The sequence below is a fragment of the Peribacillus sp. S4 genome (assembly GCF_046715815.1).
Classification (GTDB): Bacteria; Bacillota; Bacilli; order Bacillales; family DSM-1321; genus Peribacillus; species Peribacillus frigoritolerans.
Genome location: NZ_CP175708.1, coordinates 3,871,955 through 3,889,813, shown reverse-complemented (window position 1 = coordinate 3,889,813; position 17,859 = coordinate 3,871,955). Strand labels below are relative to the sequence as shown.

Here is a 17,859-nt window from a genome sequence, read left to right as displayed (position 1 = left end):
ATAAGAACAGAATTTATTGGAGTTGAATATATATGCTGCATCAGTTTTCACGAAATGAATTGGCAATTGGCAAGGAAGGAATCGATATACTGAAAAATACGACCGTTGCAGTCCTCGGTGTTGGAGGCGTCGGTTCATTTTCAGCCGAAGCATTGGCACGTTCCGGGGTAGGCCGTATTATTCTTGTGGATAAAGACGATGTCGACATCACAAATGTAAACAGGCAGATTCATGCTCTATTATCAACAGTCGGTCAACCGAAAGCGGAATTGATGAAAAATCGCATTCAAGATATCAATCCCGATTGCGAAGTGATCGCTCTTAAAATGTTCTATACAGAAGAGACGTTTGAAGAATTCTTCAGTTATGGCTTGGACTATGTGATTGATGCATCGGATACGGTCATTTACAAGATCCATGTGATGAAGGAGTGCCTCAAACGGAATATCAAGGTGATTTCAAGCATGGGGGCAGCTAATAAGATGGACCCGACGCGTTTTCAAATTGCCGATATCTCCAAAACGCATACCGATCCGCTTGCCAAGGTCATTCGTACTAGATTGCGTAAAGAGGGCATAACAAAGGGAATTCCCGTTGTCTTTTCCGACGAGAGCCCTATTGTCATTCGGGAGGATGTGCGGAAAGAGGTCGGCAATGATGAGGCAAAAATCCGTAAAGCCCAAATGCCTCCGTCTTCGAATGCTTTCGTACCATCCGTTGCGGGCTTAATTGCAGCAAGTTGGGTGATCAATGATATATTGAAAGACATTGAAGTTCGCCGTGTAAATGATTGATAAAAATCAACTGACTCTATAAAGGGTCAGTTTTTTTGTGGCGAATAGTAGATATTCCTTTAAATAACTTTTTTATCCATATCATATAGACGGGGTCGAAAGAATGAGATACACTATATTTTCAGAATATTATTTTTATTCAGATATTCTATTTGTTTAAAAGAACATATTAAAACAAGGGGGTTTCAAATGAAGAAGAAAAAGCTAGCAGGAGTGTTTCTATCACTTTCTTTGGTTGCAGGGGCGCTGGCAGGCTGCAGCGGCGACTCGAAAACCAGCAGTTCAGGCGGGGGTTCATCAAAATCGGGTGACACCATTAAAATTGGGGCCAACCTTGAATTGTCAGGAGGTACGGCATCATTCGGCCAATCGGCTGCCGATGGTTTGAAACTGGCCATCGATGAGATTAATAAAGAGGGCATCAATGGTAAAAAATTGGAAATCGTGAAGGTTGATAATAAATCAGATGCAGCAGAAGCTACAAGCGGTTCGATCAAGTTAGTCAGCCAGGACAAGGTAGTGGCTGTAGTCGGATCTGCGACAAGCACGAATACATTGGCACAGGTTCAAGTCGCACAGGATAATAAAGTTCCTCTACTCACACCAACTGCAACAAATCCCGACATTACCAACAAAGCTGGAAAATTAAATGATTATGTGTTCAGAACTTGCTTTATCGATCCATTCCAAGGTACGGTGGCAGCCAATTTCGCATCTGACGAAATTGGAGCAAAGACGGCTGCGATCTATGTGGATAGCGCAAGTGATTATTCTAAAGGATTGGCCGCAGCTTTTAAAGAAGCATTCACTGCCAAGGGCGGTAAAATCGTGGCGGAAGAAGCTTATGTAACGAAAGATACTGATTTCCGTTCTACATTGACACGTATCAAATCGGCAAAACCTGAGTTCGTTTTTCTTCCTGGTTATTATGAGGAAGTCGGATTGATTCTAAAACAGGCACGTGAAGACGGCATAGACCTTCCATTCATGGGCGGGGACGGCTGGGATTCCCCGAAGGTCGTTGAAATTGCCGGAGCGGAAGCTTTAAAAAATACTTATATCACGAATCACTATTCCCCAGAAGATGAAGATGCAAAAATCCAGGATTTCGTTGCAGCCTTCAAAAAGGAATACGATAAAACACCGGATGCCTTTGCTGCACTTGGCTATGACACTGGGTACTACCTGGCAGACGCCATCAAGAGATCTGGAGATGCTTCCCCTGAAAAAATCAGACAAGCGTTGGAAGATGTAAAAGATCTTAAATTAGTTTCCGGAACGCTGAACCTTGATGAAAATCATGATCCGATCAAATCGGCGACCATCCTGGAATATGTGGATGGCAAACAAACATTCAAGACAAAAATCAATCCATAATACCTTACGTGGATAGGGGGCAAGTCCCCCCTATTCTATATTCACTTAAAAAACACCTTAACGGGGAGAGTGCAATATGGAACTGATTCAGCAATTGGTAAATGGCATTTCACTCGGAAGCATTTATGCTTTGATCGCGCTTGGTTATACGATGGTGTATGGAATCGTCAAACTCATAAACTTCGCTCATGGAGACGTATTCATGGTCGGTTCATTTGTGGGCTTTTACGCCATTACCGTAATGGACTTATCCTTCATACCGGCTTTATTGATTTCAATGGCTACATGTGCCATCTTTGGCGTTTTAATTGAACGCATTGCTTATAAACCCCTTCGTAATGCAACACGGATTGCGGCCTTGATAACGGCCATCGGTGTTTCCCTTCTGATAGAAAATGGGCTGATTTACATCCGGGGCGCCCAGCCGGAAGCCTATCCAAATAATGTCCTTCCGATGGATAAACTCGATATATTCGGAGTTTCCATCAGCAGTCAATCGATATTGATCTTATCCGTATCCATCATTTTAATGATTATCCTGCAATTCGTTGTCCATAAAACCAAAATCGGCAAAGCGATGCGTGCCGTTTCATTCGATTCCGAGGCGGCCAAGCTGATGGGAATCAATGTGAACAATACGATTTCAGCTACGTTCGCCATAGGTTCGGCCCTGGCAGGGGCGGCTGGTGTCATTTTTGGCATTTACTATATTAAAATCGAACCGTTGATGGGTGTCCTTCCTGGCCTCAAAGCATTTGTTGCAGCTGTCCTGGGCGGCATCGGCATCATTCCGGGAGCGATGGTCGGCGGTCTGCTGCTTGGAGTGATCGAGGCTTTGGTCAGTGCCGCCGGTTACTCATTATGGCGCGATGGTGTGGCTTTCGTCGTACTTATCTTGATTTTGATTTTCTTGCCGCAGGGACTATTCGGTAAAAATAAAAGAGAAAAAGTGTAGGGGAGACATGGCGATGACTACTTTAAAGAATTCAAAGGGTTTTTGGCTCTCGATCGTGCTCGCACTTATTTTTTTCGGAATCATGCAGTACACCATTTCAAACGGTATCCTCAATCCATTTTATATCAACACGCTCATGTTCATCGGCATCAATATCATGCTGGCGACGAGCCTTCATTTAATCATTGGAATAACCGGGCAGTTCTCGATCGGGCATGCAGGTTTTTTAGCGGTTGGGGCCTATGCTTCGGCAGTCATGACAATGAAGCTGGAACTTCCTTTCATCATAGCTGTATTGACTGGGGGCGTCATCGCCGCTGTTGCGGGTATGGTGATCGGGATACCCAGCTTGCGCCTGAAGGGGGATTACCTGGCGATAGCCACCCTTGGTTTTGGGGAAATTGTCCGGATCGTCCTTTTGAATATTGAATATGTAGGCGGTGCAAGCGGGATGCAGGTATCCCACCTGACTACATGGCCATGGGTTTTTGCCTGTGTCATGATCACCGTCTTAGTCATCAGGAATTTCACCAATTCGACTCACGGGCGTGCATGCATATCCGTAAGGGAAGATGAAACGGCGGCTGATGCGATGGGAATCAATACGACCTATTATAAAGTGGCGGCCTTCGTCATCGGAGCTTTTTTTGCCGGAATTGCCGGATCGCTCTATGCCCATAATTTTTATATTATCCAGCCATCGAATTTCGGTTTCCTGAAATCCTTCGATATACTGATTTTCGTCGTACTTGGCGGTCTTGGAAGTCTTTCAGGTTCGGTTTTGGCCGCCATTTTACTGACGATCGTGACGACATTCCTTCAGGATTACCCGGAAACGAGGATGATCATCTACAGTCTTGTCCTGATCCTGATGATGATTTTCCGCCCGCAGGGGTTAATGGGAACAAAAGAAATCACATCATTGTTCACACATAAAAAAACGAAAGGGGGCCCAAAGGATGGAAGCCACAATACCGTTGCTTAAGGTAGATTCGGTAGGTATCCGCTTTGGCGGATTGAAAGCGGTGTCCGATGTGAATGTGGAATTATTTCCAGGGGAACTTGTAGGCCTGATCGGGCCGAATGGAGCTGGGAAAACGACCTTCTTCAATTTATTGACGGGTGTGTATGTCCCTACAGAAGGAACGATCGCCTTGAACGGGGAAAATCTAAATAAGCAGCAGCCTTATAAAATTACCCGAAAAGGGATTTCGAGGACCTTTCAAAACATTCGTCTCTTCAGTGAGTTATCCGTGATCGATAATGTGAAGGTTGCTTACCACTCGCTTGCCAAGCATAGAATTCCAAGCTCCATATTCCGGTTGCCCGGACATTTTTCAGGGGAAAAGGAAATGGATGAAAAGGCGCTCGAATTTTTGCGGATTTTCAACCTTGACCATTTTAAGGATGAAAAAGCGAAGAATCTTCCATACGGACAGCAAAGGCGGCTGGAAATCGCCCGTGCCCTTGCCGCCAATCCGAAACTTCTTTTACTGGATGAACCGGCAGCCGGGATGAACCCCCATGAAACGAAAGAATTAATGAACCTCATTGCTTTTATCCGGAAGCAATTCAACCTTACCGTTTTGCTAATCGAACATGATATGTCACTGGTCATGGGTGTATGCGAACGGATTTATGTCCTTGATCATGGACAGCTCATCGCTCACGGAAAGCCGGATGAAATCCGCAACAATCCAAAGGTTATCGAGGCATATCTAGGGGAGGAGGTTTCCTGATGCTGAAAATAGAGGACATCAATGTTTATTACGGCAATATCCAAGCGCTAAAAGGGGTTTCCATGGAGATAAATGAAGGGGAAATCGTGACTTTGATCGGGGCGAACGGAGCGGGAAAAAGCACGCTGCTCAAAACGATTTCCGGTCTGTTAAAACCAAAGCAAGGAAAAGTTCTGTTCGAAGGCGATCCGATTGGGGGAAAAGCTGCACAGGCCATCGTGAAACTGGGCATATCCCATGTGCCTGAAGGACGACGTGTCTTCGCCAACATGACGGTGGCCGAAAACCTGGAGCTTGGAGCTTATTTGCGAAAAGACAAGGATGGCATCCATAAGGATATGGAAAAGGTATACGAGCTATTTCCAAGGCTGCTGGAAAGAATCAAACAGCAGGCTGGCACGCTTTCAGGCGGCGAACAGCAGATGCTTGCAATGGGCAGGGCCTTAATGGCGAAACCGCGATTATTACTGCTCGATGAACCTTCGATGGGCCTTGCACCGCTTTTGGTGAAGCAAATATTCAACATCATCCAGGAAATCAGTGAGTCCGGCACAACGATCCTTTTGGTCGAGCAAAACGCCAACCTCGCCTTATCCATTGCAGATCGGGCGTATGTCGTTGAAACGGGCCGAATCGTCCTGTCGGGCAATGCCGAGGAACTAACATCAAGTGAAGAAATAAAAATGGCCTATTTAGGAGGCCACTAAAACCGCCGTTTGGCGGTTTTTTTGTTTGTTGATCGGGTTATGCAAAATATGCAAAAAGATAAAAAAGCACAGGGTTTCATGCATGATTTTATACATCCAATATAGTATTATTCAATTTTGATATAGGAATTAAGACTAAAAAAACACGAAAAAACTGGGTTTAATTCCCTATCAATATACTTGTATTTTGGTAAAAATGTAATTAATAGGATGATAAAAATTAGAGAATGAATAAAATTTTTTGATCTGTAAGTAAGGAATTTATAATATCAATATAATTTAATTATCCGTTTTTTCTGATTATATCGCCTATTGTCGCAATATTTAAAATATATAAAGATAAAAATGATAGAGCACTACCTGTGAAAAATATCCTAATTACCGAAATCTTCTCGCAATTATTGTATAGACGGAATGAAAATTATGCGGTAAACTATTTTTCGAAATATTAATTTAATTTGAAACATTTCATCTAATCAATTTTTTTCTGAAGGATCATGAATAAATATTCATGCATCAGAGCTTGATTACAAAATGGGGGGATTATTTATGAAAAAGAAAAAATTAGCAAGTGCATTCCTTTCTCTATCACTTGCTGCAGGAGTGCTAGCGGGTTGTTCCGGCTCTGGTTCATCTGAAAAATCAAGCGGGGATGGAGATACGATCAAAATCGGTGTCAACCTTGAATTATCAGGCGGTGTAGCTTCATATGGACAATCGATTGCAGAAGGTCTGGAGCTTGCAACTGCAGAAATCAATAAAGAAGGCATTGACGGTAAAAAAATCAAACTAATTAAAGTCGATAATAAATCTGAAGCGTCCGAAGCGACAAGCGGGGCGATCAAGCTGACATCGCAAGATCAGGTTGCAGCGATCGTGGGCGCAGCAACAAGCACGAACTCGATTGCACAAGTACAGATTGCCCAAGATAATAAAGTACCGGTCATCTCACCTTCTGGTACAAGCCCTGAAATCACTTTCAGCAAGGATAAATTGAACGATTACGTTTTCAGGACAAGCTTCATCGATCCGTTCCAAGGGACGGTAGCTGCAAACTTTGCCGCTAAAGAAATCAAAGCCAAAAGTGCAGCCATCTATATTGACAGCTCAAGTGATTATTCAAAAGGGTTAGCCGCAGCCTTTAAAGAACAATTCGAAAAGAATGGCGGAAAAGTTGTTGCTGAGGAAGCTTACATTGCGAAGGATACTGATTTCCGTTCCACATTGACTCGTTTGAAATCGGCAAAACCTGATTTCATTTTCCTTCCTGGTTACTATGAGGAAGCTGGTCTGATCGTGAAGCAGGCACGGGAAACTGGACTTGACGTTCCATTCATGGGCGGCGACGGCTGGGATTCTCCTAAGCTAGTTGAAATTGCCGGTGCAAAAGCTCTAAATAATACGTTCATCACGAACCACTATTCTTCAGGTGATCCTGATAAGAAAATTCAGAATTTTGTGTCAGCATTTAAAGCGAAATACAAAGATAAGTCCCCGGATGCATTCAATGCCCTAGGATATGACACAGGATACTTCCTTGCAGACGCGATTAAACGTGCTGGTTCAGCGGATTCGGAAAAAATCAAAGAAGCGCTGGAAAAAACGGCTGACCTTAAGCTTGTTACGGGTACATTCACATTGGATGAAAAACATAATCCAATCAAATCTGCCACCATCCTTGAATTTAAAGAAGGAAAACAAGTATTCAACACAAAAATCAATCCTTAATTTCGGAGAACAACTCCAACCCTTTCGCCGGCCCTTCCTTAATAAGAAGGTGCTGGCGAATTCTCATTTTTCAAGCATGCCAGGGTGCTGAACATCCCCTTAGCGGAATGAAAAGAGTCTGGACTAATCACTCATAAAATTAGATTTTCAAGGAGAGTCGAACATGGAATTGATACAACAGTTAATTAACGGGGTTTCATTAGGAAGTATTTATGCCCTTATCGCTCTCGGATATACGATGGTTTACGGGATTGTTAAATTGATAAACTTCGCACATGGCGATGTATTCATGGTCGGCTCATTCGTTGGGTTTTACTCAATAACGGTCCTGGATCTGTCATTCGTGCCCGCCCTATTAATCTCGATGACGGTCTGTGCTCTGTTTGGAGTATTGATCGAACGTATCGCGTACAAGCCATTGCGTAACGCAACACGTATCGCGGCACTTATCACTGCCATCGGTGTTTCCCTTTTGATCGAATACGGATTCATCTACGTCCGCGGTGCACAGCCGGAAGCTTATCCGAATGATGTATTGCCGACAGACAAGTTCAATATTTTTGGAGTTTCCATCAATAGTCAATCGATTTTGATTTTTGGAGTGGCTGTAGTCTTGATGATCATCCTTCAAATCATCGTTCATAAATCGAAAATTGGAAAAGCGATGCGTGCCGTTTCCTACGATGCGGATGCAGCTAAGCTGATGGGTATAAATGTCGATAACACGATTTCTGCCACCTTTGCAATCGGTTCCGCATTGGCTGGGGCAGCGGGCGTCATTTTCGGTATTTACTATATTAAGATCGAGCCGCTCATGGGTGTGCTTCCGGGATTGAAGGCATTCGTTGCCGCCGTACTTGGAGGGATCGGGATTATACCGGGCGCGATGGTCGGTGGCCTATTGCTAGGTGTCATCGAAGCTTTGGTCAGTGCCGCCGGTTACTCATTATGGCGTGATGCTGTAGCCTTCGTCGTACTGATTCTTATCTTGATTTTCATGCCACAAGGCTTATTCGGTAAAAACAAAAAAGAAAAAGTATAGGGGAGACAAAGCAATGACTACAATTAAGCGAGCAAAAGGTTTTTGGCTCTCGATTTCACTATCATTGATCTTTTTCGCCGTAGTTCAAGTGTTAATCGGCGGCGGATCGCTAAATCCTTTTTATCAAAATACGCTCATGTTCATCGGGATCAACATCATTCTGGCGGCGAGCCTGCACTTGATCATCGGGATAACCGGGCAGTTCTCCATCGGGCATGCCGGATTCCTGGCAGTCGGTGCCTATGCTTCAGCCGTCATGACGATGAAGCTGGAAATGCCATTTTATGCAGCATTGATAGTCGGCGGTTTGGCGTCAGCGCTGGCAGGATTGATCATCGGAATTCCTAGCTTACGCTTAAAAGGTGACTATCTAGCGATTGCGACCCTTGGTTTTGGGGAAATCGTCCGGATCATGCTTTTGAATATCGATTATGTCGGCGGGGCGAGCGGCATGCAGGTTTCCCATTTGACCACTTGGCCGTGGGTATTCGCTTCCGTCATCGTAACGATCATCGTCATCAGAAACTTTACTAGCTCGACCCACGGAAGAGCCTGCATATCGATCCGCGAGGACGAAACGGCTGCCGATTCTATGGGAATCAACACGACTTATTATAAAGTTGTCGCCTTTGCCATCGGTGCTTTTTTTGCCGGTATCGCTGGGGGGCTTTACGCTCATAACTTCTATATCATCCAGCCATCGAACTTTGGATTCCTGAAATCATTCGATATTTTGATCCTTGTCGTACTTGGCGGTCTTGGAAGTCTTTCCGGTGCCGTATTGGCAGCGATATTACTGACGGTAGTCACGACTTTCCTGCAGGATTATCCGGAAACACGAATGATCATCTACAGTCTTGTGCTTATCGTGATGATGCTCTATCGCCCGCAAGGTTTAATGGGTACCAAAGAAATAACATCCATGTTCAAACGTAAAGGAGGAAGCAGCCATGAAAAAAATAAAAACACCGCTGCTTAAAGTCGATTCGGTCGGCATCCAGTTCGGAGGGCTTAAAGCCGTTTCTGATGTTAACGTCGAATTATATCCAGGAGAACTAATTGGCTTGATCGGGCCGAACGGCGCTGGAAAAACCACTTTCTTTAACTTGCTGACAGGAGTTTACGTCCCGACGGAGGGCACCATTTCTTTGGAAGGTGAGAACTTAAGAAAACTGCCTCCATATAAAATTACGCAAAAAGGGATCAGCCGGACATTCCAGAACATTCGCTTATTCAGCGAACTATCGGTGATCGACAATGTAAAAGTGGCCTATCATTCGCTTTCGAAGCATGGCATCTTAAGTTCGATCTTCCGCATGCCGATCCATTTTAAAGGCGAAAAGGAAATGGATGAAAAAGCGATTGAGTTCCTGAAGATCTTCAACCTTGATCAATATAAGGATGAAAAGGCAAAGAACCTGCCATATGGTAAACAAAGACGTTTGGAGATCGCCCGTGCCCTTGCCGCCAACCCGAAACTGCTTTTGCTCGATGAACCGGCAGCGGGGATGAACCCCCAGGAAACGCACGAACTCATGAACCTGATTGCCCTCATCCGTGAGAAATTCGATTTGACCGTATTATTGATAGAACATGATATGCCGCTCGTCATGGGTGTTTGCGAACGCATATATGTACTCGATCACGGACAACTGATCGCTCAAGGAAAGCCAGAGGAAATCCGTAACAATCCAAAAGTCATCGAGGCCTATCTGGGCGAGGAGGTTTCATAATGTTAAAAATCGAGGACATCAACGTCTATTACGGAAACATTCAAGCCTTGAAAGGAATCTCGCTTTCTATTAACGAAGGCGAAATCGTAACCCTGATCGGGGCGAACGGAGCCGGGAAAAGCACGTTGCTGAAGAGCATTTCCGGCCTATTAAAACCAAAACAAGGGAAGATCATATACGAAGGGGATTCCATCGGAGGGAAGGCAGCGCAATCCATCGTGAAAATGGGCATTTCCCATGTCCCTGAAGGCCGGCGGGTCTTTGCTAACATGACCGTCGAAGAAAACCTTCAGCTTGGTGCTTATCTACGCAAGGATAAGGCAGGCATCAAGCAGGACATGGAGAAAGTCTATGAATTGTTCCCGCGTTTGCTGGAGCGCCTGAAACAGCAATCCGGAACCCTTTCCGGCGGGGAACAGCAAATGCTCGCGATGGGCAGGGCACTCATGGCCAAGCCCCGGCTTCTGTTACTGGACGAGCCATCGATGGGACTTGCTCCATTATTGGTGAAGCAAATCTTTCATATCATTGAAGAAATCAACAAAACAGGTACGACGATTCTGCTGGTCGAACAAAATGCCAACTTAGCACTATCCATCGCGGACAGAGCCTATGTTGTCGAAACCGGCCGAATCGTCCTATCAGGCAAATCAGAGGAACTGACCGCAAGCGAAGAAATCAAGAATGCCTATTTAGGCGGACATTAAACCTGTTACAGACTGCAGACGAACTCGAGGAAAAAGCGAGTTTGGCTGCAGTTTTTTTATTTTAAAAAGGTACCAGTTGATTTCAGAAATCCGCTCCCTTTCCGCCGACTGTCTGCCAAGCCTCCTCGCCTAGCGGCTGCGGTGTCTCGGCTAGCCAGTAATTCGGCAGGAGTGTCGCAAATTTCTTCCATCCAAGGATTACAGTAAAAAAACATGAAGAATAATTTCGTCTTGTTTTAAAATCATGGTTTAGCATTAGACCAATCGGAACTCCCAGACTGACTGGAGATATATTCGAGGAAAAGCGAGTTTTTGTTTTTTAAAAAAAAGGTACCAGTTGATTTCAGAAATCCGCTCCCTTTCCGCCGACTGTCTGCCAAGCCTCCTCGCCTAGCGGCTGCGGTGTCTTGGCTAGCCAGTAATTCGGCAGGAGTGTCGCAAATTTCTTCCATCCAATAAGGATTACAGTAAAAAAACATGAAGAATAATCTAGTCTTGTTTTAAAATCATGGTTTAGCATTAGACCAATCGGAACTCCCAGACTGACTGGAGATATATTCGAGGAAAAGCGAGTTTGGCTGCAGTTTTTTTGTTTGTAGAACGCGGCCGTTGATTTCCACTCCAGGCACTCGCTTTCCGCGGGCGGGCCGTGAGCCTCCTCGACGCTTCGCGCCTGCGGGGTCTCCCTTGGACTCGCTTTTTCCGCAGGAGTCTCGAACACCCGCTCCAATCAACTTTGTTTTAATACTTAGATAGACCTCATTGTTGCCTGAAGTTATTTTGTTTATAAAACTCGAACCGTTGATTTCCGCTCCAGGCATTCGCTTTCCGCGGGCGGTCCGTAAGCCTCCTCGGCGCTTTTGCGCCTGCGGGTTCTCCCTTAAGTATGATTCCCCCTATATAACAAAGAAGGAACCTATCATATTTCATGATAGGTTCCTTCTTTAAATGCAATAACATTATCTTTAGAATCGTTTCCGTTTTCATAAAGGTCTTACAAAGTCGAATTTTTTGTATTATTTTAGCTGGATGTTGGTTTCTCATCAGCATCCAATTTTTTCAATCTCTACTGCTGTTTGTTAGGTAGTGCATGATAGCCAAAAGCTAAATCCAGCAAAGCACTTGCTTCTTGACGCAGTAACAAATCCTTCGGACGGAAGGTAATGGATCCGTCGGCATTGATGGAAGTATCAGGGTCTAGAATTCCTTGGGAGGCAAGTGCCTGAATCGATTGAATTGCCCAGTCATCCGGAGCATCAAGTAATTTAACTTTAATAGCTTTGTCAGGTTGAATCGGTTTCATGTCATGAATTTGCTTTAAGTTTTGAATCATGGTTGCTGCGACCTGTCGGGTAATCGGAGTTGCACGGTCATACCCTGGAATTCCTTTCATAACTTTTTCCCTTGCCACCTTGGAGTCGTCTGGAAAACCGTTCCATCCATAAGCAAGTAACAACGTATCCGCAAACTCTCCTTGTGTCATGATGTCCATCGGTTTGAATAGATTACCTGTTTTAGCACCCATAATATTTAGAGCATGAAGATTATCAATGTGACTTCTATAGTTACTCTTTTGTGGAACGTCATCAAAAGGTGGTTTGTTGTTAAATCTCTGGGCATCTGCTACAAAATCAAGGCTTTTAGGAGAGTTGTAGTGAAAATATGCGATTTCTCCAGCTGAATTCTTTTTGAAAGCAACTTTGCTGCCTTCCGAATCTTCAAATAACAACGGATGAATCATTTTGAGAACTTGTTTTCCAAATCCACTCTCCATGACCAAGTTCCCATTTTCATAAGTAAAATGAGTGCGAAGTGCAGCGAAACGCGTATTTTGAAATAAGCCGAAGTATTTATGAGCTTCTTTTTCCTCTAACGGGAGATAACTTGTTTTTCCTTCATTCTTCTTAGCAGGGAAATAGTGATCCATGAGAGTTTCATATATGTCTACACTCATCATTGAATCATTATTGTAAGACATGAAGAATGCTGTTTTTTGTTCAGGCACTAAAATCAGCAGTGATTGATGTCCAGGCATGCTTCCCCCTTTTATTACAACATGTTGACCGTTAGCAAATTCATTAAAAGGCGTTTCAAATCCAATTGTCGCAACAGGAATCGTCTTATCATCAAAAACTTGATAGGCATGCATCATATCCATGCTTTTTTTACTTACAATTTCCTTGTCTTTAAACTTTCCTTTCTGTAGTTGCATAATCATGTATTTTGACATGTCTTCCGCAGTAGATAAAATGCCTCCTTGTGGTGTATCCCTTAAACCGCTCCCACTTGCTGGAATCGGATCGCCAGTGGGACCATAAGGTGTAGCCATTTTTTCGAGAAGATCAGGCGTAAAGCTCATGCTTGTAGATTTCATATCTAATGGTTTGAAAATATTCTTTTCCATATATTTCGAGAAAGGGGTGTTGGTAGCATTCTCCACTGCAAACCCTGCGAGCGCAAATCCGACGTTGTCATACGTATAAACTTCTCCTGGTGGCCGTACCACAGTTGGCATTTGTTTAGAGAAAAATTCTTTCATCGGTATACTATTATTATTATTAATATATTCAGGTCCAGTTATGTTTGTAAGATCGGGAAAATCCACCCCGCTGGTATAAGTGAGCATATCAAACAGGGTAAGAGGCTTCCCAGTTTGATTAGGCATTTTTAATCCACCAAAATATTTTTGTACGTCTTGATCTAGTTTAAGCTTTCCTTTATCGACTTGCTGCATCACAGCCAAAGCAGTAAAAGTTTTCGTGACTGAACCGATTTGAAAGACCGTGTCCTTAGTGACGGGGATTTTCTTTTCTTTATCGGCATATCCATACCCTTTATTGACAACGACCTTTCCATCATGAACGACGACAAAACTAGAACCGTTCACATTGAACTTCTTCATTTTTTCTTCAAATAACGGATCAGCAAAAGATTCTATTTCTTTTTTATTATTAGGTCCTTTCTTCATTTGGATATTAGTCGTGGATGCCGATGGTTTTGATTTTCCTGCTTCTAACGATTGTTGGGAACACGCAGAAATCATGGTTGAAGAAGTAAGAAGAATGGCAACGATCCCCAGTTTGTTAATTGCTTTTTTCATTTTTGTACGCTCCTTTATTTGATTGAAATTTTTTGTTAGCACAACGAGTTAGCGGCTCGTTAGCGTATGAACAAAGTGTAGCAAGCGGCGAGTCATAGTCGATAGTGAGCTTTTGTCATATTTATAAAGAACAACAAAAATTGAGTGGGAAACGGCTGTATTAATAGCTATGTCATAGAAACCATGACATTTTGACACTACCGTATGTGACAGAAAAACACATAGAATCAAAGAGCAGTTTTTAACGCATTAACAATAAATGAGGAGGGGAGATTTTCATTGTGCTTGATAAAAATATGAAGAGGCGTGAAAGGGGAAACAGGTATGACCTATTTATGAAAAACAAACCAGTAACAAGGGTGGGGACACACAGGCGGCGTTCCAAGGTTTTCTACTCTTGCTGGTGGCACACTTGGAGGCAAGCATGCTTCTTCCGGGTTTGTGTATGCTTGAATTATACTGCTTTATAGCGTTTTTTTTGTTGTGCAAATAAGTTAATTCAACTAGATAAAAAGGTTAGTAAAACCGAATCGGACGGTATACAATCTAGTTAGGAATAATAGTAGAATTGGTTCATGATCTAACCTCATCGATAGCTATTCTTAATCATATTTTTTGGAGTGATTGTATGCACAAGCTTATTCAGGCCATATTGCCGGTATTATTACTATTTATGATTCTGCCAATCTACCAGCCAGATGCTGCATCTGCGGAAGAGACGCCGCAATCTGATGGTGTCATCGTTAAGTATAAAGAGACGAGCGATGAGCCGATCAACGAGTTGATAGAAAAGGTGGAGGTTCCTAAAGGGGAATCAACCGATAACCTGATCGAGGAACTTGAAGAACAGAAGGATGTGGAATATGCAGAACCAAACTATCTGTTCAAGAAGATGGAAAGTCCGAACGATCCAGCCTACATAGACCAGTGGCACCATAAAAAGCTTGGTACGGGTGCAGCGTGGACAAAATCAATGGGATCGAAGGAACTGATCGTGGCCATCATTGACGACGGCATCGATCGCAACCACGAAGATTTAAAAGGGAGGATCGTCAATGCATATGATACGATACGGAATCGGAAGCATATCGTCCCAAAAGGGGCGCATGGAACGCATATCGCTGGCATCATTGCCGGTTCTGCGAACAACGGCATAGGCGGAACGGGTGTTGCCCCGAACGTTAAACTAATGCCGATCAACGTCTTTGATGGAGAGTATGCCGATACGGCCGATATCATTGACGCGATACATTATGCCGTTCAGCAAAAGGCAAATATCATCAATATGAGTTTAGGCGACACCAGTTATTCGGAGTCCTTGAACAAGGCCGTCCAGGAAGCCTATAAAAAAGGCGTACTGATCGTCGCGGCTGCCGGGAATGAAGGGGATATGGGCAAAAATGTACAGCGTGTGTACCCAGCTGCATTCAGCCACGTCATTTCCGTTGCTGCCACTAACTCAAGTGACAAGCGTCCCAGTTATTCCAACTACCATTCAACAGTCGATATTGCGGCCCCTGGAGATGACATCCTTTCAACCTTGCCAAATGGTAAATACGGCTGGATGAGCGGAACATCGATGGCGACGCCAATGGTGGCGGGTGTAGCGGCATTGATTTGGTCCCACGAGCCCAAGCTCAACAAAACGGAGGTTGAATACCGTCTCTATGATTCAGCCGTGGACCTAGGTACAAAAGGGAAAGACATTTACTATGGAAACGGGCGGGTCAATGCCAAAAAAGCATTGGAAATGAAGACGCTGACCAAACCGTCCGTGACTGCGATATCCGATAAGGACACCAAGATCAATGGGAAAATCCCGGCTGATTTCAAAACGGGGACAGTCTCCATTTATACCGATAAAAAACAACTCGCCACAGTGAAAATCAACGGCGAAAAAACGTTTACAGCGACCATCGCAAAACAAACAGCCGGCATGACCATCTCTACTAGGCTCATCGATAAAACGGGAAATAAAAGTATACCCGTTTCATTTAAAGTGGCAGATAAAACGGCTCCTGCAAGACCGTCCGTAAATACGGTAGGTGACAATACTGTAAAAGTAACCGGCAAAGCGGAAGCTAGCTCTTCCGTCACCGTCAAAACCGGCAAAACGGTTCTAGGCAAAGCAAATTCCAACAGCGCAGGGAATTTCACCGTAACGATATCAAAAAAACAAAAAGCCGGAAAAGTCCTATCCGTTACAGCAACCGATAAAGCAGGCAATATAAGCTCGATCAAAACCGTGACCGTCGCAGACAAAACAGCACCAAGTAAACCGACGGTCAACACAGTCACGACAAAAACGACCATAGTAACCGGAAAGGCAGAAGCCAACTCCACAGTGTACATCAGAGCATCAAAAAAAGTGATCGGCTCTGCAACAGCAACGACCAAAGGTACATTCTCGGTTAGAATCCCTAAGCAAAAAGCCGGAAAGAACCTATATATTCATGCCAAAGACAAAGCGAAAAACGTAAGCGAATCAAGAAAAGTAACAGTTAAAAAGTGATAGAAAAACAGGAATTAGCCCCCAATAATCTGATTGGGGGCTGTTCTTGTTTTGAAGGGGGGAAACGAAACCGTTTTGGGCAAAAAATAAGCGATAGCCAAAACAAGATAAGCAGTCGAGGAAAATGAATGTAATGAAGGTGACGTTCCAGCTTCGCAGAAATTCAATAAATCAGATCTCATCTAAATTGCCATCATCATTTAAAAAGAAAAATACAAATAAGGTGCTGCCATTACGTAGCACCTCTGCTTTTAAAAATATTATATTAGCTATACAAATTCCAAACCATTTATTCTTTCTTTGATTGTAACCAGGCTAAAAAGTCATCCCTGAAAACCCTTTTGGACCTTTTTAAACGAATCAAAGGAAAATCGGGATTTCCCATGTATTCATCAGCTGTTCTTTCACTAACATTTAAATAAGCTGCCAAATGCTCTACAGTTAATAATTCTGGCAGTTGTGAAGTCTCATCCGTTTCGTTCGTTATTATTTCTTCCCTTCTTTCATGATTTGCGTAATTTATATGCCCTTCTCCCACGCAAACTGCTACTTTCTTAGAACACTTGGGACACGTCAGCGTATCAATTCTATCTTCCATTACAGAAAAACGAGATACTACGCCAAATAGTGTTGAACAACTTTCACATAAATAAGTATATACACCTTCCACTTTCAAATGTATCACTCCTTAGACTTATCATTTGTTAAACTAACAAATTTTATAAGGAGCTAAGTATGATATGTGGTAGGCTTAAACGCTTGGTCTATATTCCCTATATAATATCACGGAGAAATGCTTGAATCATTGGAAGATAAACGGGCTAATCCTTGCTTTAATGTAAAGTGCACACATGCAATTAATAATAATCATATTTTCACTCATATTCCAAGGGAATTAAAATCACATTTATGTCCAATTATTAAAACAATGTTACTAATTGTAAAAAGTGTGTTAAAATATATTTTATGTTTAAAAAGACCCTTGTTTTTTTATAAAGTTGTAACAATAAGTACATCGTACTAGAGGCTGATGATGCTTAATAAGGAACGGTAAAAAATCGCATTATCATGATAGTTAAATACTCTAAAAATTTTGCCGTTTATATTATCTACTCAAATTTCTCACATTGAAAACTTAAACTCTACAGAACTTTATCAAGGCTCTAGCTATAGGGTAACATTTGTGACGAAGTAAACGAACTCGATTTTGCTGTTCATTGGAGCAGTTGTTCGAGCTACTTTAAGATGCCTTGAAGTACGAATAAATAAACACTGAAACTAATGAAAAGTTGAGTTACCTATCTCAAATTCGAGATATTTTTCCATTTTTTTAGAAAAAACTCTTGTATAAAATACTGAGGATATTTTGAAATCTAAAACAAGATTCATATACAACCATATTCGAGTTTATATAACGGTTGAACAACATATGGTTCTTTTCCAAGCAAAAGATAAAAAAACATTA

16 protein-coding genes are annotated in these 17,859 nt (G+C 43.0%); 12 read left to right on the top strand and 4 right to left on the bottom strand.

The annotated features are described in order from the left end of the window. Window positions 1–32 precede the first annotated feature (32 nt). The 11 genes from ACJ9PY_RS18435 (at window position 33) to ACJ9PY_RS18385 (ending at window position 10,782) form a co-directional block, all read left to right on the top strand. Window positions 33–794 (top strand): ThiF family adenylyltransferase, encoded by a 762-nt coding sequence (locus ACJ9PY_RS18435; RefSeq protein WP_034308767.1) that lies wholly within the window; start codon window positions 33–35, stop codon window positions 792–794. 189 nt (window positions 795–983) lie between these two features. Further along, window positions 984–2,171 carry an ABC transporter substrate-binding protein gene (locus ACJ9PY_RS18430; RefSeq protein WP_411738716.1) on the top strand — a complete coding sequence of 396 codons (1,188 nt, stop codon included), beginning with the start codon at window positions 984–986 and terminating at the stop codon, window positions 2,169–2,171. 76 nt (window positions 2,172–2,247) lie between these two features. Next, complete coding sequence (locus tag ACJ9PY_RS18425) at window positions 2,248–3,126, top strand: branched-chain amino acid ABC transporter permease (protein WP_034308761.1); 879 nt, start codon at window positions 2,248–2,250, stop codon at window positions 3,124–3,126. A gap of 13 nt (window positions 3,127–3,139) precedes the next feature. Next, a complete protein-coding gene (locus ACJ9PY_RS18420; RefSeq protein WP_034308758.1) occupies window positions 3,140–4,111 on the top strand; it encodes a branched-chain amino acid ABC transporter permease in 972 nt (323 codons plus the stop codon). After that, the gene (locus ACJ9PY_RS18415; RefSeq protein WP_411738715.1) at window positions 4,086–4,865 is read left to right on the top strand and encodes an ABC transporter ATP-binding protein; all 780 of its coding nucleotides are present in this window, start codon (window positions 4,086–4,088) and stop codon (window positions 4,863–4,865) included. The genes ACJ9PY_RS18420 and ACJ9PY_RS18415 overlap by 26 nt, the downstream gene beginning before the upstream one ends. Next, window positions 4,865–5,572 (top strand): ABC transporter ATP-binding protein, encoded by a 708-nt coding sequence (locus tag ACJ9PY_RS18410; RefSeq protein WP_098865108.1) that lies wholly within the window; start codon window positions 4,865–4,867, stop codon window positions 5,570–5,572. Before ACJ9PY_RS18415 ends, ACJ9PY_RS18410 begins: the two co-directional genes overlap by 1 nt. A 549-nt stretch (window positions 5,573–6,121) precedes the next feature. Next, window positions 6,122–7,300, top strand: a complete 1,179-nt coding sequence (locus tag ACJ9PY_RS18405) for an ABC transporter substrate-binding protein (protein ID WP_411738713.1) — start codon at window positions 6,122–6,124, stop codon at window positions 7,298–7,300. A 163-nt stretch (window positions 7,301–7,463) separates the two neighbouring features. Further along, the gene (locus tag ACJ9PY_RS18400; RefSeq protein WP_034308751.1) at window positions 7,464–8,342 is read left to right on the top strand and encodes a branched-chain amino acid ABC transporter permease; all 879 of its coding nucleotides are present in this window, start codon (window positions 7,464–7,466) and stop codon (window positions 8,340–8,342) included. A 13-nt stretch (window positions 8,343–8,355) separates the two neighbouring features. After that, window positions 8,356–9,321 carry a branched-chain amino acid ABC transporter permease gene (locus ACJ9PY_RS18395; RefSeq protein ID WP_034308749.1) on the top strand — a complete coding sequence of 322 codons (966 nt, stop codon included), beginning with the start codon at window positions 8,356–8,358 and terminating at the stop codon, window positions 9,319–9,321. After that, on the top strand, window positions 9,293–10,075 hold the full coding sequence (locus ACJ9PY_RS18390) for an ABC transporter ATP-binding protein (RefSeq protein ID WP_034308746.1): 783 nt from the start codon (window positions 9,293–9,295) through the stop codon (window positions 10,073–10,075). Before ACJ9PY_RS18395 ends, ACJ9PY_RS18390 begins: the two co-directional genes overlap by 29 nt. Beyond that, window positions 10,075–10,782, top strand: a complete 708-nt coding sequence (locus ACJ9PY_RS18385) for an ABC transporter ATP-binding protein (protein WP_034308744.1) — start codon at window positions 10,075–10,077, stop codon at window positions 10,780–10,782. Before ACJ9PY_RS18390 ends, ACJ9PY_RS18385 begins: the two co-directional genes overlap by 1 nt. An 82-nt stretch (window positions 10,783–10,864) precedes the next feature. On the opposite strand, the gene ACJ9PY_RS18380 is transcribed toward ACJ9PY_RS18385, so the two are convergent. The 3 genes from ACJ9PY_RS18380 to ACJ9PY_RS18370 form a co-directional block, all read right to left on the bottom strand. Beyond that, window positions 10,865–11,038, bottom strand: coding sequence for a hypothetical protein (locus tag ACJ9PY_RS18380; protein WP_411738712.1), 174 nt, complete (start codon window positions 11,036–11,038; stop codon window positions 10,865–10,867). Window positions 11,039–11,125: 87 nt separating this feature from the next. Further along, window positions 11,126–11,302, bottom strand: a complete 177-nt coding sequence (locus ACJ9PY_RS18375) for a hypothetical protein (protein ID WP_411738711.1) — start codon at window positions 11,300–11,302, stop codon at window positions 11,126–11,128. 546 nt (window positions 11,303–11,848) lie between these two features. Beyond that, window positions 11,849–13,882 carry a serine hydrolase gene (locus tag ACJ9PY_RS18370; RefSeq protein WP_411738710.1) on the bottom strand — a complete coding sequence of 678 codons (2,034 nt, stop codon included), beginning with the start codon at window positions 13,880–13,882 and terminating at the stop codon, window positions 11,849–11,851. A gap of 628 nt (window positions 13,883–14,510) precedes the next feature. Here ACJ9PY_RS18370 and ACJ9PY_RS18365 point away from each other — a divergent pair. Then, window positions 14,511–16,394 carry a S8 family serine peptidase gene (locus tag ACJ9PY_RS18365; protein WP_411738709.1) on the top strand — a complete coding sequence of 628 codons (1,884 nt, stop codon included), beginning with the start codon at window positions 14,511–14,513 and terminating at the stop codon, window positions 16,392–16,394. 289 nt (window positions 16,395–16,683) lie between these two features. Here the strand turns inward: ACJ9PY_RS18365 and ACJ9PY_RS18360 are convergent, their stop codons facing one another. Beyond that, a complete protein-coding gene (locus ACJ9PY_RS18360) occupies window positions 16,684–17,064 on the bottom strand; it encodes a helix-turn-helix domain-containing protein (RefSeq protein ID WP_411740296.1) in 381 nt (126 codons plus the stop codon). Between the last annotated feature and the right edge of the window lie 795 nt (window positions 17,065–17,859).